Source organism: Limnohabitans sp. 2KL-17 (assembly GCF_003063415.1).
Taxonomy (GTDB): domain Bacteria; phylum Pseudomonadota; class Gammaproteobacteria; order Burkholderiales; family Burkholderiaceae_C; genus Limnohabitans_A.
Window position 1 is genome coordinate 19,410 of sequence record NZ_NESK01000030.1, and the last position, 19,306, is coordinate 38,715.

General features: G+C 58.6%; 18 protein-coding genes. 10 read left to right on the forward strand and 8 right to left on the reverse strand.

The annotated features are described in order from the left end of the window. Positions 1–66 precede the first annotated feature (66 nt). From B9Z45_RS14180 to B9Z45_RS14190, 3 genes are read left to right on the forward strand one after another with little or no spacing between them, the layout of a single operon-like run. Positions 67–837, forward strand: a complete 771-nt coding sequence (locus tag B9Z45_RS14180) for a 3-hydroxybutyrate dehydrogenase (RefSeq protein ID WP_108407899.1) — start codon at positions 67–69, stop codon at positions 835–837. Between the two features lie 3 nt (positions 838–840). After that, complete coding sequence (ompR, locus tag B9Z45_RS14185; protein ID WP_108407872.1) at positions 841–1,572, forward strand: two-component system response regulator OmpR; 732 nt, start codon at positions 841–843, stop codon at positions 1,570–1,572. Further along, positions 1,569–2,951: an ATP-binding protein gene (locus B9Z45_RS14190; RefSeq protein ID WP_108407873.1), complete on the forward strand. Its 1,383-nt coding sequence runs from the start codon at positions 1,569–1,571 to the stop codon at positions 2,949–2,951. Before ompR ends, B9Z45_RS14190 begins: the two co-directional genes overlap by 4 nt. Before the next feature lie 24 nt (positions 2,952–2,975). On the opposite strand, the gene ispF is transcribed toward B9Z45_RS14190, so the two are convergent. Continuing rightward, complete coding sequence (ispF, locus tag B9Z45_RS14195) at positions 2,976–3,455, reverse strand: 2-C-methyl-D-erythritol 2,4-cyclodiphosphate synthase (RefSeq protein WP_108407874.1); 480 nt, start codon at positions 3,453–3,455, stop codon at positions 2,976–2,978. Further along, a complete protein-coding gene (gene ispD, locus B9Z45_RS14200; protein WP_108407875.1) occupies positions 3,452–4,180 on the reverse strand; it encodes a 2-C-methyl-D-erythritol 4-phosphate cytidylyltransferase in 729 nt (242 codons plus the stop codon). The genes ispF and ispD overlap by 4 nt, the downstream gene beginning before the upstream one ends. 214 nt (positions 4,181–4,394) lie before the next feature. Between ispD and mfd the strand changes: the two genes are divergently transcribed. Both mfd and serB read left to right on the forward strand, forming a co-directional pair. Continuing rightward, positions 4,395–7,889, forward strand: coding sequence for a transcription-repair coupling factor (gene mfd / locus B9Z45_RS14205; protein ID WP_108407876.1), 3,495 nt, complete (start codon positions 4,395–4,397; stop codon positions 7,887–7,889). 31 nt (positions 7,890–7,920) lie between these two features. After that, positions 7,921–8,637, forward strand: a complete 717-nt coding sequence (gene serB / locus B9Z45_RS14210) for a phosphoserine phosphatase SerB (protein WP_108407877.1) — start codon at positions 7,921–7,923, stop codon at positions 8,635–8,637. On the opposite strand, the gene B9Z45_RS14215 is transcribed toward serB, so the two are convergent. The 3 genes from B9Z45_RS14215 to B9Z45_RS14225 all read right to left on the reverse strand — a co-directional run bounded on the left by B9Z45_RS14215 (position 8,627) and on the right by B9Z45_RS14225 (position 10,959). After that, entirely contained in the window at positions 8,627–8,851 is a 225-nt protein-coding gene (locus B9Z45_RS14215) for a DUF3820 family protein (protein WP_108407878.1), read from the reverse strand. The genes serB and B9Z45_RS14215 overlap by 11 nt on opposite strands. 10 nt (positions 8,852–8,861) lie before the next feature. After that, positions 8,862–9,674: an alpha/beta fold hydrolase gene (locus B9Z45_RS14220; RefSeq protein ID WP_108407879.1), complete on the reverse strand. Its 813-nt coding sequence runs from the start codon at positions 9,672–9,674 to the stop codon at positions 8,862–8,864. A gap of 88 nt (positions 9,675–9,762) precedes the next feature. After that, entirely contained in the window at positions 9,763–10,959 is a 1,197-nt protein-coding gene (locus tag B9Z45_RS14225) for a PLP-dependent aminotransferase family protein (RefSeq protein ID WP_108407880.1), read from the reverse strand. Between the two features lie 53 nt (positions 10,960–11,012). On the opposite strand from B9Z45_RS14225, the gene nth reads away from it, so the two are divergent. From nth to B9Z45_RS14250, 5 genes are all read left to right on the forward strand, one after another. Next, complete coding sequence (nth, locus tag B9Z45_RS14230) at positions 11,013–11,645, forward strand: endonuclease III (protein WP_108407881.1); 633 nt, start codon at positions 11,013–11,015, stop codon at positions 11,643–11,645. Positions 11,646–11,813: 168 nt separating this feature from the next. Then, positions 11,814–12,593: a DUF3348 family protein gene (locus tag B9Z45_RS14235; protein ID WP_108407882.1), complete on the forward strand. Its 780-nt coding sequence runs from the start codon at positions 11,814–11,816 to the stop codon at positions 12,591–12,593. Next, entirely contained in the window at positions 12,590–14,749 is a 2,160-nt protein-coding gene (locus tag B9Z45_RS14240; RefSeq protein WP_108407883.1) for a DUF802 domain-containing protein, read from the forward strand. Before B9Z45_RS14235 ends, B9Z45_RS14240 begins: the two co-directional genes overlap by 4 nt. Next, the gene (locus B9Z45_RS14245) at positions 14,749–15,408 is read left to right on the forward strand and encodes an OmpA family protein (protein WP_108407884.1); all 660 of its coding nucleotides are present in this window, start codon (positions 14,749–14,751) and stop codon (positions 15,406–15,408) included. The genes B9Z45_RS14240 and B9Z45_RS14245 overlap by 1 nt, the downstream gene beginning before the upstream one ends. A gap of 14 nt (positions 15,409–15,422) precedes the next feature. After that, on the forward strand, positions 15,423–16,034 hold the full coding sequence (locus tag B9Z45_RS14250) for a DUF2894 domain-containing protein (RefSeq protein WP_158270431.1): 612 nt from the start codon (positions 15,423–15,425) through the stop codon (positions 16,032–16,034). A 52-nt stretch (positions 16,035–16,086) separates the two neighbouring features. On the opposite strand, the gene B9Z45_RS14255 is transcribed toward B9Z45_RS14250, so the two are convergent. Genes B9Z45_RS14255 through B9Z45_RS14265 form a run of 3 tightly spaced genes read right to left on the reverse strand, consistent with a single transcriptional unit; the run spans position 16,087 to position 19,282 of the window. After that, positions 16,087–16,815 carry an ABC transporter ATP-binding protein gene (locus B9Z45_RS14255; protein ID WP_108407886.1) on the reverse strand — a complete coding sequence of 243 codons (729 nt, stop codon included), beginning with the start codon at positions 16,813–16,815 and terminating at the stop codon, positions 16,087–16,089. A 4-nt stretch (positions 16,816–16,819) separates the two neighbouring features. Further along, positions 16,820–18,052, reverse strand: a complete 1,233-nt coding sequence (locus tag B9Z45_RS14260; protein WP_199221914.1) for an FtsX-like permease family protein — start codon at positions 18,050–18,052, stop codon at positions 16,820–16,822. A 15-nt stretch (positions 18,053–18,067) separates the two neighbouring features. After that, positions 18,068–19,282 carry an efflux RND transporter periplasmic adaptor subunit gene (locus tag B9Z45_RS14265; RefSeq protein ID WP_158270432.1) on the reverse strand — a complete coding sequence of 405 codons (1,215 nt, stop codon included), beginning with the start codon at positions 19,280–19,282 and terminating at the stop codon, positions 18,068–18,070. Positions 19,283–19,306 lie beyond the last annotated feature (24 nt).

Sequence of the window (19,306 nt, forward strand, 5' to 3'; positions counted from 1 at the left end):
AACCGGGCCTTTGCGGCGCCATAATGGACTTTTGAACATCCTAAATCATCTTTTGGAGTGGAAATCATGTTGCAAGGTAAAACGGCTTTGGTCACGGGTTCAACCAGCGGTATCGGTCTGGGCATTGCCAAGGCATTGGCCAAACAAGGTGCACAGATTGTTTTGAACGGCTTTGGTGATGCCGAAGGCCCCAAGGCCGAAATCGCAGCCTTGGGCGTCAAGGTCGCATACCACGGTGCCGACATGAGCAAAGCCTCTGAAATCGAAGCCATGATGAAGTTTGCCGCCGATACTTTTGGCCGCGTGGACATTCTTGTGAACAACGCAGGTATCCAGCATGTGGCCAAAATTGAAGATTTTCCGGTCGAGCGCTGGGACGCGATCATTGCCATCAACCTGACAAGCGCTTTCCATGCCACCCGGATGGCCTTACCCGCCATGAAGGCCTCCAACTGGGGCCGCATCATCAACGTGGCATCCATTCATGGTCTGGTCGGCTCGGCAGAAAAATCGGCTTATGTGGCCGCCAAACACGGCGTGGTGGGACTGACCAAGGTGATGGCACTGGAAAACGCCACCACGGGCGTGACCTGCAACGCCATTTGCCCTGGCTGGGTGCTGACCCCGCTGGTGCAAAAACAGGTGGACGCCAAAGCAGCTGCCATGGGCTTGTCCAATGAAGAAGCCAAAAAAGTTTTGTTGCAGGAGAAAGAGCCCTCCATGCAGTTCACCACCCCCGAGGAATTGGGTGAGTTGGCGGTGTTCTTTTGCTCGACTGCGGGCAACAATGTACGCGGTGTGGCCTGGAACATGGACGGTGGCTGGACCGCGCAATAAACCATGAGCACATCATCACGCCTTGACAAGATAGTCATCGTCGACGACGACACCCGCATCCGCGATTTGTTGCGGCGTTTTCTGTCTCAAGAAGGTTTTGACGTTTTGCTGGCCGAAGACGGAAGAGCATTGGACCGCATCTTGCAGCGTGAAACCATCGATTTGATGGTTCTGGATTTGATGCTGCCCGGTGAAGACGGCCTGAGCATTTGCCGCCGCCTGCGTGCTGCTGGGGTGAATACGCCTGTGATCATGCTGACAGCCAAAGTGGAAGATGTGGACCGCATCACTGGACTGGAGATCGGTGCTGATGATTACCTGGGCAAGCCCTTCAACCCGCGTGAATTGCTGGCTCGCATCCATGCAGTCTTGCGCCGCAGGCCCCAAAATGAAGTACCTGGGGCGCCTTCAACCGGCGACCATGAAGTCATAGCATTCGGTGCTTTTTTGCTGGATTTGGGAACCCGGTCATTGTCCAAGAGTGGCCAGGACATCCCGCTGACCAGTGGCGAATTTGCCATGTTGAAGGCGCTAGCACGGCATCCCAAGCAGGCCCTCACGCGTGACAAATTGGCCCAACTGGCGCGTGGTCGCGAGTTCGAGCCGTTCGACCGGAGCCTGGATGTGCAGATTTCCAGGCTGCGAAAAATGATCGAACTGGACCCTGCCGCCCCCAAAATCATCCAAACTGTCTGGGGCGTCGGGTATGTGTTCGTGCCCGATGGTCAGCCGTGAGCGCGCCTGAAATCTCCCCAGAGCAGACAGAACCCGAGCAGTCGCCCCGCAGGTTCAAGCTGAGCCTGTTTTGGCGGACTTTCTTTTTACTGGCTTTGTTGATTCTCTGCAGCAGCCTGGCTTGGCTGCAAATGTTTCGCACCCAGGAATACGAGCCGCGTATTTTGCGAAATGCCCACCAAATTGCCACCGTGGTCAATTTAACCAAGACCGCATTGATGCACTCCGATGCCATTGCACGGGTGGCGCTGCTCAAAATGTTGGCAGACGAAGAAGACGTGAGCATTCAGACACGCGAACCCGGGGACAAAATAGTGCCTTTCATCGCTTCAGGCATGGAAAACCGGCTGGTAGAGGAAATGGTCAAACGGCTTGGGCCTGGCACCGTGATCGCCTCGCGCGTGAACGACGCCGCCGGACTATGGGTGGGTTTCCAGATGGAGCGCGACAGTTATTGGCTGCAAATGGATGCGGAACGTCTGCAACCACTCGGTGGCTCGGCCTGGCTGACATGGCTGGGCGTCACGCTTGCACTGTCTTTGACAGGGGCGGCCATGATGGCCGGTCTGATCAACCGCCCCCTGAAACGCCTTTCGTTTGCTGCCAGCCAGGTCAGAGAGGGGCATTTCAATACCTCTACTTTGGACGAGGATGCGGCAACCAGTGAAATTCGCGAGGTCAATATCGGCTTCAACCGCATGGCCGAGCGTCTGGCCAAAGTTGAACAAGAACGGGCTTTGATGCTGGCAGGCATCTCGCACGACCTGCGTACCCCCCTTGCGCGCTTGCGGCTAGAAACAGAATTGAGCGTTGCCGACCTGGAAACCCGTGATTTGATGGCGGCTGACATTGCGCAGCTTGACGCCATCATCGACAAATTTCTGGACTACGCACGACCCGAGCCCACCGACTTGGGGCCTGTATTGCTTTCGGGTGTGATCAGCCAGAGCATTGGCCCTTGGCGCAACAACCCGCGCTTTGAAATTCATGTCGATGTCGCAGAAGACTTGCAGGTCAAAGCCGAACAGGTGGAATTGGTCCGCGTGATGTCAAATCTCTTGGAAAACGCCCGTCGCTACGGCCAAAGCGCGAGCGACGGCATCACGCACGTTGAAATCGTGGCCCGCGTTCATGATGGCTGGGTCTTGCTGCGGGTTCGCGACCAAGGCCCTGGGGTGTCTGAGGAAGCCCTGAAAAATCTGACGCAACCTTTCTTCAGAGGCGATACCGCCAGAACCGAGGCGACTGGCTCGGGCTTGGGTCTGGCCATTGTGGAGCGCTCGGTGCAGCGCATGGGGGGCACTTTTTCAGTGTTCAACAACAGCGCTGGAGGCCTGATGGCCTTGATGAAGTTCAGGCAAGTGCCCAGCGAGTCGTGAGTTAAAGGGCCCAAAGCCAGGGCTTCATTGCTTTTTCAGCAACGCGACAGCACGCGCTTCGATGCTTTGCCCCATCCCCACTGGGCCCAATTTTTCTGCGGTTTTGGCTTTGACATTGACCTGACTAACGTCCACCCCCAGCGCCCGTGCCACAGAGGCGCACATGGCCCCCATGTGGGGAGCCAATTTGGGGGCTTGGGCGATCACAGTGCTGTCGACATTCAGCAACTCATACCCCTGTGCCCGCACACGCCGCATGGCTTCAGCCAACAACACAGAAGAATCGGCGCCTTTGAACTGCACATCGGTGTCGGGGAAATGGCGTCCGATGTCCCCCAGGCCTGCTGCCCCCAAAACGGCATCGGTGATGGCGTGCAACAGCACATCTGCGTCCGAATGGCCCAATAGACCTGCACTGTGCGCTATCTCCACGCCGCCCAAAATCAATTTTCTGCCGGGTACCAGGGCATGCACGTCCCAGCCTTCACCCATTCGGATGTTCATACTTTGCCTTTCAAGACAGCCTCGGCAAATGCAAAGTCTGCGGGGTAGGTGACTTTCAGATTCTGGGCCGATCCGGGCACCAAGCGCGGCGACAAACCTTGGCGCTCCATGGCACTGGACTCGTCGGTGATGCCCTCAAAACCACTGGCTGCGGCAACAGCCAATGCGGTGTTCAGGGCACCCACACGGAACATTTGCGGCGTTTGCGCCAGCCATTTGTCTTCGCGAGGCAAGGTGTTGGCTACCCGTGCGCCTTGCACGGTCAGTCTGTGGGATTTCAAGGTGTCGGGCAAAGGCAAGGCCAACAAACCGCCCACCGGGTCATCCCGGCACGTTTCAATCAAGACAGCGACGGCCTCTGGCGTGATCAGGCACCGCGCAGCATCGTGCACCAACACCCAATCGTCGGCACTGACCCCCGAGGCCATCATGGCGCTCAGGCCGTTGAACACGCTCTGGGCGCGGGTTGCACCACCACACATAAGACGGACAAAATTTGAAGGCCAATGAGGGGCCGAGGGCCAGACAAAGCCGTCGTCAGGGGCCAAAACCACGAAACCATCGGCTATTTGCGGCACCTGCGCCAAAGCCTGCAAGGTGTTCATGATCATCGGGCGACCGGCAACAGTTTGGTATTGCTTGGGTACTGACGTACCGGCACGGCTGCCCAGCCCGGCACAGGGGACCAGGACATGAAAGCGGGGAGAAATAAAAGACTTGGGCATGAATCGCCATTGTAGAAGGTGGTCTCTGCAGACCGATATTGGAGGCTTCAAGCCTTTGCACCGGCCAGGTCCTGCAAGCACCAGGGAACATGGACTCAAAGCCCCATTGCACAGCGCCAGGGCATTGAACGCCTTCTACAATATCTGAGTTTTCAAGTCGCCCACCCCCCTCCTTACTGGCGGGGGGTGCTTTGCTTTTTCCAACGCCACTGTCATGCCACTTCCAAGTCTCAACATCGGCAAACGATTCACGCTGCCGCGCCCTGTGGGGTCGGCAGATGCTGTGCTGCTGGCACAACTGGCTGAACGCGAAAAAAAGACGGGCAAGGTCACAGCCATCGTCACGGCCGATGCTGCCGATGCCCAGCGCCTGATGGAAGAACTGGTTTTTTTTGAACCCGGTCTGAGGTGTGTGGTTTTCCCGGACTGGGAAACCTTGCCCTACGACACCTTTTCGCCTCATCAGGACCTGATCAGCGAACGTCTGGCCACGCTCTGGCGCATCAAACAGCGCAACCACGCAGAAAGCGCCGACGTGGTGCTGGTGCCCGCTACAACGGCCCTTTACCGGCTGGCCCCGCCCTCTTTTCTGGCGGGTTACACCTTTGAATTCAAGGTCAAACAAAAGCTCGATGAAGCGCAACTCAAAGCGCAACTCACCCTGGCAGGCTACTCCCATGTGAGCCAAGTGGTCAGCCCCGGTGAGTACGCTGTGCGCGGTGGCCTGATTGATTTGTTCCCCATGGGCTCTTTAGTGCCTTACCGGGTGGACTTGTTTGACGACGAGATCGACAGCATCCGCACCTTTGACCCCGACAGCCAGCGCAGCCTTTACCCCGTGCCTGAAGTGCGTCTGTTGCCTGGTCGCGAGTTTCCGATGGACGACGCGGCCCGAGCGCGGTTTCGCAACCGCTGGCGCGAATTGCTCGAAGGCGACCCCACCAAAAGCCGCATCTACAAGGACATGGGCAACGGCGTGGCAACAGCAGGCATTGAGTATTACCTGCCCTTGTTTTTTGAACAAACCGCCACCGTGTTCGACTACCTGGGCGCAGGCCAGTCCGACGCGGCCACCGTGGTGCTGCACGGCGATTTGGAGCCGGCATTTCAGCGCTTTTGGCAAGACACCCGTGACCGCTACCGCCTGCTGCAAGGCGACCCTGAGCGGCCGGTGCTGCCGCCCGATGCCCTGTTTTTAAGCGCCGAGCAGTTTTACGGCCATTGCAACCAGCACGCGCAGCTGGCTCTGCGAGCAGGCGCTGAAGACGTGCCCGACAACGCCCTGGCGCAATCACTGCCCGATCTGACGGTGGTTCGCGGTGCCGAAGACCCGCTGGCTCGGTTGCAGGCTCACATTCGGGGTAGCACCAGCCGCATGTTGATCCTGGCCGAAAGCAATGGCCGACGCGAAAGTCTGCTCGATTTTGTGCGCTCCAGCGGCCTGACACCGCCCGTTTTCGACACCCTGCAAGAGTTTCTGGTCAGCGACGAAAAAGTGGGCATGGCCACCTCGTCGCTCAACAAAGGCTTTCACTGGTTTGAGCATGGCATCGACCTGGTCACCGAAACCGAACTCTTTGCCGCAGGCCCCACTACCCGCCGCCGCAAAAAGCAAGAGCAGGTCAGCGATGTAGAGGCGCTGATCAAAGACCTGAGCGAGTTGAACGTGGGTGACCCGGTAGTGCACAGCCAACACGGCATCGGACGCTATCGGGGCCTGATCAACATGGACATGGGCGAGAAAAATTCCGATGGCACGCCCGCCGCACAGGAGTTTTTGCACCTGGAATACGCAGGCGATGCCACGCTGTATGTGCCCGTGAGCCAGTTGCAGCTGATCAGCCGATACACCGGGGTGAGCGCTGATGAGGCCCCACTGCACAAGCTGGGCTCGGGACAGTGGGAAAAAGCCAAGCGCAGGGCTGCCGAGCAGGTGCGTGATTCGGCTGCCGAGTTGCTCAACATTTATGCCCGCAGGGCTGCGCGTGAAGGGCATGCTTTTAGGTACAGCCCGCAAGACTACGAAACCTTCGCCAACGACTTTGGTTTTGAAGAAACGGCCGACCAGAACGCCGCCATCCACGCTGTCATTCAGGACATGATCAGCCCCCGCCCGATGGACCGGCTGGTTTGTGGCGACGTGGGCTTTGGCAAGACCGAAGTCGCGCTGCGCGCAGCATTTGTAGCCGTCACAGGGGGCCGCCAAGTCGCCCTATTGGCCCCCACCACCCTGCTGGCCGAGCAACACTTTCAGACCCTCAAAGACCGCTTTGCCAAATGGCCTGTGCGAATTGCCGAAGTTTCGCGCTTTCGCTCGGGCAAGGAAGTCACCGCTGCTCTCAAAGGCATTGCCGACGGTACGGTGGACATCGTGGTGGGCACGCACAAGTTGCTGAGCGAGTCCACCCATTTCCACAACCTGGGCCTGCTCATCATTGACGAAGAGCACCGCTTTGGTGTGCGCCACAAGGAGGCCATGAAAGCCCTGCGGGCCGAGGTGGACGTGCTCACCCTGACCGCCACACCCATTCCGCGAACCCTGGGCATGGCCTTGGAGGGGTTGCGCGATCTGAGCGTGATCGCCACGGCACCACAGCGCCGTCTGGCCATCAAGACCTTTGTGCGCAACGAGGGCACGGGAGTTATTCGCGAGGCTGTGTTGCGAGAACTCAAGCGCGGCGGGCAGGTGTACTTTTTGCATAACGAAGTCGATACGATCGAGAACCGCAAGCAAAAGCTCGAAGAAATCCTGCCCGAAGCCCGCATCGCCGTGGCGCATGGCCAGATGCCCGAGCGCGAACTGGAACGGGTTATGCGCGACTTTGTAGCCCAGCGCTACAACATCCTGCTTTGCTCGACCATCATCGAGACCGGTATCGATGTGCCTACTGCCAACACCATTTTGATCAGCCGAGCCGACAAATTCGGCCTGGCCCAGTTGCACCAGTTGCGTGGTCGAGTGGGCCGTTCACACCACCAGGCCTATGCCTATCTGATGGTGCCCGAGATCCAGGGCCTGACCAAGCAAGCTGCCCAACGCCTCGATGCCATTCAGCAGATGGAAGAACTGGGCAGCGGCTTCTATTTGGCCATGCACGACCTGGAGATACGGGGCGCGGGCGAAGTGCTCGGCGAGAACCAGAGCGGCAACATGCTGGAGGTGGGCTTTCAGCTGTACAACGAAATGTTGTCTGAAGCGGTTCGCTGCCTCAAAGCAGGCAAAGAACCCGATTTGCTCAGCCCCCTTTCCGTGACGACCGACATCAACTTGCATGCCCCGGCCCTGCTGCCCAACGATTACTGTGGCGATGTGCACTTGCGCCTGTCGTTTTACAAAAAACTGGCTACCGCCAAAACCAGCGACCAGATCGACGCCCTGCTGGAAGAAATCGTGGACCGCTTTGGAAAACTGCCACCACAGGCACAAACCCTGGTGGACGTTCACCGCCTGCGCGTGCTGACCCAGTCCTACGGCGTCATCAAGGTCGATGCCGCGCCCGGAGTGATCCAGATCACCTTCAAGCCCAACCCGCCCGTGGAACCCATGGCCATCATTGGCCTGATCCAGAAAAATAAACACATCAAGCTGGCTGGCAACGACAAGCTGCGCATTGAGCGCGAACTGCCCGACCCCAAGGCCCGGGCGCAGATGGTGCGCGATGTATTGCGAAGTCTCGGACAGCCGAAACTGGAAACAGCACCTGCCTGAACCCCTTCACGATCTTTGATAATCCATACCCATGACCACTGCAACCCCATTTGCCCCAGGCCTAAACCTCAGGGGCATGACCGCCCCCCTTTCGCTGTCCCAGTTCAAACTGATCGCGTTTGACATGGATTCCACCCTGATCAACATCGAATGTGTGGACGAAATCGCCGATGCGGCGGGCCGCAAGGCCGAAGTCGCCGCCATCACCGAAGCCGCCATGCGTGGTGAGATTGCCGATTACAAGGAAAGCCTGCGCCAACGGGTGGCCTTGCTCAAGGGGGTCAGCGTGAACCACATGCAACAGGTGCTGACCGAGCGTCTTCGCCTGAACCCCGGTGCGGCCGATCTGGTGAAAACCTGCAAAGCGGCGGGCATGAAAGTGTTGCTGGTGTCGGGTGGGTTTACTTATTTCACGGACCATGTGCGCGATTTGCTGGGCATTGACTGGACGCGCTCCAACGTGCTCGAAGTGGCGAACGGTCTGCTCACAGGTCGCATGGTGGGCCAAGCCTGGGGCGACATTTGCGATGGCGAAGAAAAGCGCAAAACCCTCTTGGAAACCTGCCAGCAGATGGGCATCTTACCCAGCCAGGCAATTGCCATGGGCGATGGCGCAAACGACTTGCCCATGATGGGCGAAGCGGGCCTGTCGGTGGCCTACCACGCCAAGCCCAAGGTGCGCGAGCAGGCCATGGTGGCCATTGACGAGGGTGGTCTCGACCGTTTGCTGGAAGTCGTCAGGCCTTGAGGCGCCCCTGGCGCAAGGGCTTGAGCAGGTCGCTCAGGCCGTTGTGATCGATCTCTTGCATCAGCCGCAACAGCTGACCCACCTCACCTTTGGGAAACCCCTCGCGGGCAAACCAGTTCAAGTAGTTGCCGGGCAAGTCGGCGATCAGCATGCCCTTGTGCTTGCCGTAGGGCATGGGCATGGTGACGAGTTTCACCAGGTCTTCGGGTTTCATGCAGCAAACCTCATCCTTGGCCAGCCAGCCATCCGCGCACGCGGGCCTGAAACGCTTCGGGCTCTGAGACCATGACCCAATGCCCGCAGGGCAGGCCTTCGACGGCGCAGCCTTCACGCATCGACAACTTTTCCAGCCATTCGGGTGAATGGAACATGAAGGGCTTTCGCGCGCCATACACATACAGCATGGGCATGGGCAACTGAACCGGGGCGGCTAGCCTAAACCCCCCGGCCGTTCCGAACCACTGCATGGCATAGGGATAGTTCATGCGGTAGCTGATGCTGGCCGGGTCAGTGGGGCAACGGAGCCACCGAGCCATGGCGCGGGTCATTCGGTTGCCCAATCCGGGGCTGAAGGAACTGCCAATTTTCCAGGCCATGGCCAGCCAGTACTGGTAGGCGAAGACCGAGAACTTTTCGCGCAAGCCCCAACTGCGCTGCAAACGGGGCGAATTGTGGTCGCCTACATCTACAGCCACCACCCGGGCCACACGGTCGGGGTGGCGGAAGGCGAATTCATAACCAAACACGCAGCCCCAATCGTGCAACATCAGCGTCACGGGCTTGCCTGGGCTGATGCGGTTGATCACGCGGCGCAAAAACCGGTTCATATCGTCCAGCGAGATGGCAGACACCGGGCCTCGGGTGAAACCCGGTAAGGTCAAGCGCGCGCAAACAAGGTCGGCCCTGAGGGCAAGTACCGTATCGTCCCATAAGGCACGGGTATCGGGCCAGCCATGCAGCATGAGGACGACATGATCCCCCTGTCCTTGCAACAATACTTCGGTGCCATCGACATCCAAGGACAGTTCTGTGGTCATGGTTTTTTTGAATGAGCAAGCCTGATGAGGAATAGCGTCGAAGATTTAAATGCATTGCTTGCAGGCAAGCTCATACAAAGTCGATGGATCACAGCGCCTTGGCCAGGCGCGACACGCCTTCGAGTATTTTTTCTTCGCCCACTGTGGCAAAACTCAGACGGAAAGTGGCGTGATCAGGGTGGGCACAAAAGAAGGGTGCACCTGGGACAAAGGCCACGCCCTGCTCGATGGCGCGTTTGGCATACACGTTGCCATCGGCCACTTGACCGCCAGCCCCCGTCAGGCGTGCCCAGACAAACAAACCCCCTTGAGGCTGAACAAAAGCGACCGCATCACCCAACTGCTGGCGCAGGGCATTGCCCATGGTTTGGGCGCGTTGGGCATAGACCGCACGGACTTTATCGAGCGTGCCGGGCATGCGTCCCGACTTGAGGTAATGCGCCGCTGTGGCTTGGGCAAAGGTGCTGGTGTGCGCATCGCTGAACTGTTTGCACATGGTGGCGCGCGCCAGCAATTCGGCGGGTGCAACCATCCAGCCCACACGCAGACCGGGCGACAGCACTTTGGACAATGAGCCGCAATGCACCAGCCACTCGCGGCTGCCGGGCACGGACGCGCTCATGGCCAGCAGGCTGGGCGGTGGGGCTTCGCCAAAATACAAATCACCATAGGGGTCGTCTTCGACGATCAAGGTCTGGTGCTTGACCGCCATTTCAAGCACTTGGCGGCGGCGCTCTGCACTCATCAAGGCCCCGCTGGGGTTACCAAAGGTCGGGATCAAGTAGACAAACTTGGGTTTGTGCTCGGCGATCAGCTTGTCGAGTTCGTCGGTCATGACACCGTGTTCATCCACCGGCGCACTGATGAGTTCGGCCCCATAAAGACGAAAGCACTGGATGGTGGCCAAAAAGGTGGGGCCTTCCACGATCACCTTGTCGCCGGGGCTGATCATGGTTTTGCCAATCAGGTCCAGCGCCTGCTGGCTGCCCGTGGTCACGATCAGTTGATCTGCTGCCACGTCTTTGGCGCCCTTTTGTCCCATGAATTCAGCCAGCTGTTCTCGCAGCGGGCCATAACCTTCGGTGGCGCCATATTGCAAGGCGGCACCGGGGTCTTGCGTCAGGGCTGCGTTGCTGGCCTCACGGATACCTTCCACGTCAAACAGGGCGCTGTCAGGAAAGCCGCCGGCAAAGCTGATGATGCCCGGCTTGCCCAGCAGCTTGAACAGCTCCCGGATGGCAGAGGTTTCGACGTTGTTCAGGCGGTCTGCAAACTGCAATGGCATGGTGTATCTTCCCCAAGTTGACTTGGCCCTTATTTTGCCTACATCCGGACACCATGAAGCCCGCACAGATTGAATCTTTTTTTGCCACACTGCAAGCCGCCAACCCCATGCCCGTGACCGAACTGGCGTACACCAGCGTGTTCGAGCTGCTGACCGCCGTGTTGCTGTCGGCCCAGGCCACCGATGTTGGGGTGAACAAAGCCACTCGCAAACTGTTTCCTGTCGCAGGTACGCCGCAAAAAATTCTCGACCTGGGCCTGGAGGGTCTGGAGAGTTACATCAAGACCATTGGCCTGTTTCACAGCAAAGCCAAACACCTGATGGAAACCTGCAGGATTTTGGTGACGCAACACGGTGGGCAGGTGCCACGCACGCGCGAAGCCCTCGAAGCCCTGCCAGGTGTGGGGCGCAAAACGGCCAATGTGGTCCTCAACTCGGCCTTTGGCGAACCCACCATGGCAGTGGACACGCATATTTTTCGGCTGGGCAACCGAACAGGCCTGGCCCCAGGCAAAACGCCTCTCGAAGTCGAACAAAAGCTGCTCAAGTGCATTCCAGCCCACTACTTGGTAGACGCCCACCACTGGTTGATCTTGCACGGCCGCTACGTGTGCCAGGCCCGTAAGCCGCAGTGCGGTCAGTGTGCCGTGGCAGCATTTTGCGATTTCAAGCCCAAAACACCCTGAACATCGGGCAAAACTGACTTCTTTGAGGTACAAATCCCGTATGGGCCGAGATGGTCAGGGCGGGTAAAATTTGCAGCCTTGCTGAGCCCCCAGTTCCATCCAGATGGGCTGCACTGCCCTTCCGCCATGAGCATTCCTGCTCTTCTAATTGAACCCGAACCCAACCGTATGACGCGTCCCCTTCCGCGTACCCCCCTAAACAGCTCCAAACTCGTGCGTTTTTTGACCGAAAACGACATGAGCGATGCTGTCCGGAATGCTTACGACGTGGGGCAAAAATTGGGGGATTGGCTCAACTTTCGGCAAGCCATTGCCTTGCATGGCGTGCTCAACCCGGAACTGCAGCCACAACCATCACCCGCCAACACGCGCCGTGCCGCTTTGATGACGGCCGAGGCCCTGAGCCGTCATGTGAAAAAAATTCGGTCCCAGCTTGAGCAGTCCATTGTGGAAGGTGCTCCCCCTGGGTCTGGACTTGCGCGCATCGACATGCCGCCCGCAGAACTGGACGAACCCATTGACCCCAAAACGGCCTTCACGCCCTACCGGCGCTTTTATGCCGCCCAGCAACGGCAAATGGAAGCCACCCTCCAAAATTTACGCGCTCAGGTTCGCACACAGTTGAGCAAAAGTTCAAGCGCTTTGCAGCAACTGGCTGCGCTCGATGCGGCTTTTGAAAACATTCTCAGCGAGCGGGAAGCCGTTTTGCTGGCCAACGTGGCCAAACTGCATGAAAAGCGCTTTGTGCAAGCTGTGAAGCGCCACACCAAAAAACAAGCCGATGCCATGGCTGCAGATGAGATCGCCATGGACTTGCGCCAAAGCGCCTGGCTCATGCCCATGCGCCAAGCCTTGCGCACGGCCTTGCTGGCCGAACTGGACACTCGCATGCAGCCCACACTCGGCTTGCTTGAGGCATTTAACTTAGAACACGCACAACAACAATGAAACGATATTCCTTTCAGATCAGCTTCGGACTTGGCGTTGTGGCGCTCATCTGGGTCGCTGCCACGGTGGCGCGCAGCCACCTTCTGGTCTTGGTGATGACCGCACTCATCGGCGCTGTCTATGTCTTTGGGGCGATGGAATTGCGCCAATACTGGTCTTCAACCGATGCCTTCAGAAAAGGGCTGGCCAACATACCCCCGGATCTCCAAAGCCTGAGCGAATGGCTGATCACCCTGCCCTACGAGCTGCAAAACCCCATTCGGCAACGCGTTGAAGGGGAACGCATGGGCCTGCCTGGCCCTGCCCTCACGCCCTATTTGGTCGGAATGTTGGTCATGTTGGGCATGTTGGGTACTTTTTTGGGCATGGTCGTCACGCTCAACGGTGCGGTGTTTGCGCTGGAGGGCTCCAGCAGTGTGGCCGGCATCCGAGCCGCATTTTCAGAACCCATCAAAGGCTTGGGCCTGGCGTTTGGCACCTCTGTGGCGGGTGTCGCCACTTCTGCCATGCTGGGCCTCATGAGCAGTCTGGCCCGTCGCGAGCGCGTACAAGCGTCCCAAGTGCTGGACATGCTCTTGACCACCAGCTTGCGTGGTTTTTCCCTCTCGCACCAACGGCAAGAAACCTTCAAGGCACTGCAGCAACAATCCCAAGCCCTGCCCCAAATGGTGCAGCATTTGCAAAGCATGATGGCGCAACTCGAGCGCAGCAGCCAGCAACTCAACGAACGCCTGCTGGACAACCAGAAAAGCTTTCAAAAGGATGTTCACTCGGCCTACACCACGCTGGCCCAATCGGTGGACCAGTCACTGCGCAGCAGTCTGGGCCAAAGCATGCAAATGGCAAGCGACGGCATTCGTCCCATGGTGCAGGCCACCATGACCCAATTGGCCGAGCAAGCGCACACCATGAACGAGCGCCTGCTGCACAACACACAACAACAAATGGGCGAGTTGAATGCGCAAATCAGCACCACTACCGCCCATATAGCCCAAACCTACACCGCCGCCATTGCCCGTCACGAAGAAGCCAGCACGGGCATGGCCAACCGCATGGGCCAGACACTGGACGACTTCAGCCAAACTTTTGAGCAACGCAGCCAAGCCCTGGTCAATTCGGTGAATACCGCTTACGCCCTGCAACAAAGCCAACAAGTTGACGCAGACCAGCAGCGCTTGGACACCTGGATAGCCTCACTTCAAAGCATGGCCGCATCACTGTCCGACCAGTGGTATGCATCAGGTTCGCAAACCATCGCACAACAGCAAGCCATTTGCGACACGCTGACCCACACTGCACAAGAAATCACCAGCTTCACACAAAACCAGGCCACCCTCACCTTGGCGGAAATCACCCGCCTGATGGCCACCTCGGATGAATTGGTGCGTGCCCGCATCGCATCAGAAGCCGAATGGGCAGCGCAACACAGCGAGCGAGCGCAGGAATTGGCCATGGTGTTGCGGACCGAACTGTCGGCGCTGCGAGACACAGAAGATAAACGTGGCCAAGCCGCTGTGGCACGTCTGGCCGAATTGCAAACTGTCGTGACCGAACACCTCACCCGATTGGGCACAGCATTGGAAGACCCGATCACGCGCTTGATTGAAACCGCCTCGGAAGCCCCCAAAGCGGCAGCCGAAGTCATCGGCCAATTGCGCCAGGAAATCTCAGTCAGCGTGGCGCGTGACAACGCTTTGCTTGAAGAACGCACACGCATCTTGGGCACGCTGAGCACGCTGCTGGATGCCATCAACCATGCATCCACCGAGCAGCGTGGCGTGATCGACAGCCTCGTTGTTTCTAGCCAAGCCTCGCTGGCCAATGCCAGTGGGCAGTTCCATGAGCATGTGGCCCATGAAACAGGCAAGCTGGGCGATATTGCCGCCCAAGTCACCGCCAGCGCCGTGGACGTGGCCAGTCTGGGAGAGACTTTTGGTTTTGCGGTGCGGTCTTTCACCGCCAGCAACGACAAACTGATGGCCAACCTAGAACGCATTGAGCAAGCCATCGACAAATCGATGACGCGCAGCGACGAACAACTGGCTTACTACGTTGCACAGGCGCGTGAAATTGTCGACTTGAGCATCGGCAGCCAGAAAGACGTGCTGGAAGCGCTGCAACACCGCGCCGACACAGCAACCGAAGGTGCTGTTTGATGCTCGAGCACGATCAAGACCTGGAGTCCACCTCGCCTGCCTGGATCTCGTTTGCCGACTTGATGACCGGTCTGCTCGGGGCGTTTGTGCTGCTGCTGGTGGGCGTCATGGCGGCTCAACTGGACATGGCCTCGAAACTCGAAGACGAAGTGCAAAAACGCCAGGTCGAAGAACAGCGCCGAATCTCCCTTGAAAATGCGTTGGCCATTCCGCTGGCCAGTGGGCGCATCACCCTGAACAACGGCCGAATCGGTATCAGCGGCAAATTGTTGTTTGAGCTGAACTCCGACAAACTGGAACCCGAAGGTCGCCAGTTGCTCAAAAGCCTGGTAGTCCCTTTGCGCAGCTACCTGCAGTCACGCGAAGAGATGCTGATGGTGAGTGGGTTCACGGATGACAGAGCCGTAGGAAGACGCAATCGCCAGTTTGAAGACAACTGGGAACTCTCGGCCCAACGTGCCCTCACGGTCACGCGCACCTTGATTGAAGAAGGCATGCCTTCGGCCATGCTTTTTGCTGCGGCCTTTGGCCAGGAGCAAGCGCTTGTGGCCAACACCGACGACAAAGCCCGGGCACAAAACCGGCGCGTTGAAATCGCGCCGGTGCCCAAAGCTGGCAGCGGCAGCCCTGGGCGCAAAACGAACACACAGCCTGGATGACTGAAGCTGCGCCCATGAATGTCGTACTGGATGCTCTGCATGAATCGCTGCAGGCCCGGGGCGCTGCGCAGCTTGAGCCTGTGGAATGGCACTACATCACCGTTTTGTCCGAACGAGCGCGAGCGCAAACTGGGCCAGCGCAAAGGCTGCTGAACGACAAGCTTGAAATGGCTTTGGTCCGTTTGAAAGACACACTGGACGCAGCCCCAACCAGGGCGGATTTCAGCAAGACCAAAGCCCAGGAAAAGGCCTGCGCTCAGTCAACCCCAGCAGTCTCACCCCTCGCTGCATTGCTCAAAGACATGCAGACCGAATCCGCCAACCCTGGTACGGGCATCGCCAGCGCGTGGCGCGTAGAAAGTCCGCGCATTCGGCAGTTTCGCAAGCAGCTCAGCCAGATCAGCGTGCAAAAGCAAGTCTCAAAAGCCATGGCCCAAGCCCCGCAAAATGCGGGGCCCATCAACTCGCACATGCTGGTGCTGCGGTCACTGGGTTTGATGCGCGTTGCCTCGCCGGATTATTTGAGCCGTTTCATGGGGTATGTGGACACCTTGCTGTTTTTGGAGGAGGCAGGACAGGGAAAACGGGTGCCTGGTAAAGCATTGGCGTCGAGCAGGCCTAAATAACAAGCCTTGTGGGATGACGTAACCGGCACCCCTCAAGCCACAACCGGATGCGTCAACCGGACACCATGCCATCCACGACCTGGATGATGCGGTCACAGCGTTGGGCCATCAGCGGGTTGTGGGTCACCAACAGCACTGCCGTGCCGTGCTCTCGGTTGACTTGTCGAAACAGTTCAAACACGGCATCGGCACTTTTGGTGTCCAGATTGCCTGTAGGCTCGTCGGCCAGCAACAAGGCGGGTTGCATGATCAAGGCACGGGCAACAGCCACACGCTGCTGCTGACCGCCCGACAACATGGTGGCGGGTTTGTCGCGCCACTTCAGCAAACCCACGCTGTCCATCAAGTCCAATGCGCGTTTTTCGATGGCTGCTGTCGGGTAGCCCTGCATTCCTACCATGGGCAGCATCACATTTTCCAGGGCACTGAAAGCCCCGATCAGGTGGTGGTACTGAAACACGAAACCAATGCTGCGCCCGCGCAGTTGCGTCAGGGCTTTGTCGTCCAGCGTGGTGGTTTCCAGGCCCGTGATCTGCAGCAGGCCTTGCGTGGGCCGGTCCAGCAGGCCCACGATGTTAAGCAGTGTGCTTTTGCCCGAACCGGATGGGCCCATCACCGCCACGAATTCGCCAGCACGCAAAACCAGGTCAATGCCGTGCAACACTTCCACTTCGGTGGGTTTCCCGACATTGAACGACTTGTGCACCTTGCTCAGTTGCACGATGGGCTGATTGGGTGAGTGGGACGTATTTGTCGAGATGTTCAGCGGAATATTTTTCATGACCTTACCCCCGAATCGCGACCACAGGGTCGAGTCGTGCAGCCCGCATGGCCGGCGCCAAAGCCGCCAGCAGACCGCTGAGTGTGGCCAGTGCCAAGGCTCCGGACAGCATCCAAATGTCAGTGGTCACCGCAAACATGGGGGTGCCCTCCGGCGTTAGGGCTATCAGCAACCACAACTGCAACGACAAAATGCCCAACGCACAGCCCACCACAGCGCCGCCCAGCCCCAGCAAGCCGCCTTGCAACAAAAATATCCGCATGACTTGTCCCCGTGAAATACCCATGGCACGGAGAATGCCGATTTCTTTGGAGCGTTGAACTACAGAGACCACCAACACACTGGCAATGCCAAAAGCCACCGACAAACCCACGAAGAAACGGATGGCGGTATTGGCCAAACTCTGTGATTTCACGGCACTGAAAAACTGCGCATTGTTTTTGATCCAGCTGTCAGCCTGCAAGTGGGTTTGCGCTTGAATGCGTTGCGCTACCTCTTCGGCTGCATACACATCTTGCACCGTGATGTCGATACTGGTCACGCCCCCGGGATAACCCAGCAAACTCTGGCCACTGTGCAAAGACACAAAGCCGCTGCGTTGATTGGCTCCCTTGTTGCCCAGATCAAGAATGCCGGCAATCACGAAATGGTTGCTCGCCCCCGTGGCTGACTGCAACAAGAGCTTGTCACCCACCCCCACCCCCATGTCGGCCGCCAGTTCGGTACCGATCAGTATGTCGTTGGTGCCGAGCCGAGCTTGGCCCGCCACGATTTTGTCGCTCAGGTTCACAATTTGCTGGTAGACCGCCAGATTGACCGCTGTCAGGCTGAGGGACCGACTGGCCGCCCCTCTCATGATGAACGTCGAGCCTGTGACGGCCGGGGAAGCCACACGCACATCGGGCATGGTTCGCAACAGACTGAGTACGGCCTGCCACTGGTCGATCGACTTGAGTCGCTGCAGCGGAGCCTGAACCTGATCGGCATGCAAGGCACCATCCTGACCATGCTGAATGCGCACCTTCTCCTTGGGCGGCAAAATCTGGATGTGGGGCTGCGCGGTCAACACGCGTTTGACCAGGTTGGCCTGCAAACCTTGCAGCAGTGCTGACATGAAAACGATCACAGCCACCCCGATGGCCACGCCCACGGTAATGAACAGGCTTTGCATGCTGCCTTCGCGCAAAAAACGCGAGGCCACGATCCACTCAAAGGGTTGCAGTCGGCTCAACAGCATCACGGCGCCATGGGCTTAGGATGGTCTTGGACGAACGCGCTGACCTTCGCGCAAAGCGTTGGTTGCTGTGGCCAATACCGTTTGGCCCTCTGCGACACCCGACAGCAACTGAACCCAAGCACCACTGCGCAGACCCAAGGTGACTGGAGCGCGCTCAAGCCTGGACGCTGCTGTAATACGCCACACCCAAGGGTTTGCAGATTCGGACTCGTGCACGGCCTCAAGGGGCACGGCCAACGCAGCAGCCTGGCGGCCTACCTCGATTTCAACCGACACGGTCATGTCCTGCCGCAGGTAGTCGGGTGGAGCGCCCACCTGAAGCTTGACCTGAACCGATCCCCGCTGCGCATCCACCCCCGGTGCAATGGCGCTCACCACGGCGGCAAAGCGCTGCTGGGCAAAGGCATCGGCCGAAGCCATTGCCGGTTGACCGAGCCGCAGCAAGGAGAGATTGCGCTCATCGATCTGCGCCACCAACTCTGTCACCCCATTGGGCGCGAGCATCAGCAAGGTCTTGCCCGGCTGCACCATGTCGCCAGGCTCGACATGGCGGCTGACCACGAGGCCATCAAAAGGGGCCAACAAGCGGGTGTAAGACAAGCGCGCGTTGGCGGCCTGGGCATTGGTGCGTGCCAACATCAGCGTACTTTGAGCAAGCGACTGCTCAACACCGTCGTCATCGTTGGCCTGGCGCTGGGCCTGAGCAGTCAGTGCCTGGGCCTGGGCCACCTGAAAGGTTCGCATGGCTTCATCCAATGCTGCTTGGCCAATGAACCCTTGGCGGAACAAGTCTTGTTGACGCGTTAGTTGTGTTCGGGTCTGGATCAGGTTTGCCTGTGCCTGCTGCTCACTTGCACGCGCAGTAGGGGCTTGCACCTCGCGCCATTGGCGCAATTTGAATTCAGCCTGCCGCACAGCCAGTTCGGCAGCAGCCAAGGCGGAACGCGCCTCGCTGTCATCGAGTTGGAGCAAAGGCTGCCCTTGCCGAAAACGCTCACCTTCTTTGATGTGGACCGTCAGCACCTTCCCAGCGATCTGAACGCCTGCGTTGGCCCGGTGCTGGGTTTGGGACGTGGCTGTTGCGACCACGCTGTGCACCAGTTCACGGGGCTTGAGCACCAGCACAGACACGGTGACAGGAGACCACAGCCATGCGCCAAATGCCAAAAGCACCACCAGCAATACGCCGCCGAGCAGCCAAAGTCTGCGAGAGCTGCGCCAAGTTTCCATGAATGTTTCCAAAATGACCGAAGA

What these genes read in the sequence shown, in the direction of transcription:
- B9Z45_RS14180 (WP_108407899.1), top strand. Translation starts at nt 67, where the DNA reads ATGTTGCAAGGTAAAACGGCTTTGGTCACGGGTTCAACCAGCGGTATC.
- ompR (WP_108407872.1), top strand. Translation starts at nt 841, where the DNA reads ATGAGCACATCATCACGCCTTGACAAGATAGTCATCGTCGACGACGAC.
- ispF (WP_108407874.1), bottom strand. Translation starts at nt 3,455, where the DNA reads ATGAACATCCGAATGGGTGAAGGCTGGGACGTGCATGCCCTGGTACCC.
- ispD (WP_108407875.1), bottom strand. Translation starts at nt 4,180, where the DNA reads ATGCCCAAGTCTTTTATTTCTCCCCGCTTTCATGTCCTGGTCCCCTGT.
- mfd (WP_108407876.1), top strand. Translation starts at nt 4,395, where the DNA reads ATGCCACTTCCAAGTCTCAACATCGGCAAACGATTCACGCTGCCGCGC.
- serB (WP_108407877.1), top strand. Translation starts at nt 7,921, where the DNA reads ATGACCACTGCAACCCCATTTGCCCCAGGCCTAAACCTCAGGGGCATG.
- B9Z45_RS14215 (WP_108407878.1), bottom strand. Translation starts at nt 8,851, where the DNA reads ATGAAACCCGAAGACCTGGTGAAACTCGTCACCATGCCCATGCCCTAC.
- B9Z45_RS14220 (WP_108407879.1), bottom strand. Translation starts at nt 9,674, where the DNA reads ATGACCACAGAACTGTCCTTGGATGTCGATGGCACCGAAGTATTGTTG.
- B9Z45_RS14225 (WP_108407880.1), bottom strand. Translation starts at nt 10,959, where the DNA reads ATGCCATTGCAGTTTGCAGACCGCCTGAACAACGTCGAAACCTCTGCC.
- nth (WP_108407881.1), top strand. Translation starts at nt 11,013, where the DNA reads ATGAAGCCCGCACAGATTGAATCTTTTTTTGCCACACTGCAAGCCGCC.
- B9Z45_RS14235 (WP_108407882.1), top strand. Translation starts at nt 11,814, where the DNA reads ATGACGCGTCCCCTTCCGCGTACCCCCCTAAACAGCTCCAAACTCGTG.
- B9Z45_RS14240 (WP_108407883.1), top strand. Translation starts at nt 12,590, where the DNA reads ATGAAACGATATTCCTTTCAGATCAGCTTCGGACTTGGCGTTGTGGCG.
- B9Z45_RS14245 (WP_108407884.1), top strand. Translation starts at nt 14,749, where the DNA reads ATGCTCGAGCACGATCAAGACCTGGAGTCCACCTCGCCTGCCTGGATC.
- B9Z45_RS14250 (WP_158270431.1), top strand. Translation starts at nt 15,423, where the DNA reads ATGAATGTCGTACTGGATGCTCTGCATGAATCGCTGCAGGCCCGGGGC.
- B9Z45_RS14255 (WP_108407886.1), bottom strand. Translation starts at nt 16,815, where the DNA reads ATGAAAAATATTCCGCTGAACATCTCGACAAATACGTCCCACTCACCC.
- B9Z45_RS14260 (WP_199221914.1), bottom strand. Translation starts at nt 18,052, where the DNA reads ATGCTGTTGAGCCGACTGCAACCCTTTGAGTGGATCGTGGCCTCGCGT.
- B9Z45_RS14265 (WP_158270432.1), bottom strand. Translation starts at nt 19,282, where the DNA reads ATGGAAACTTGGCGCAGCTCTCGCAGACTTTGGCTGCTCGGCGGCGTA.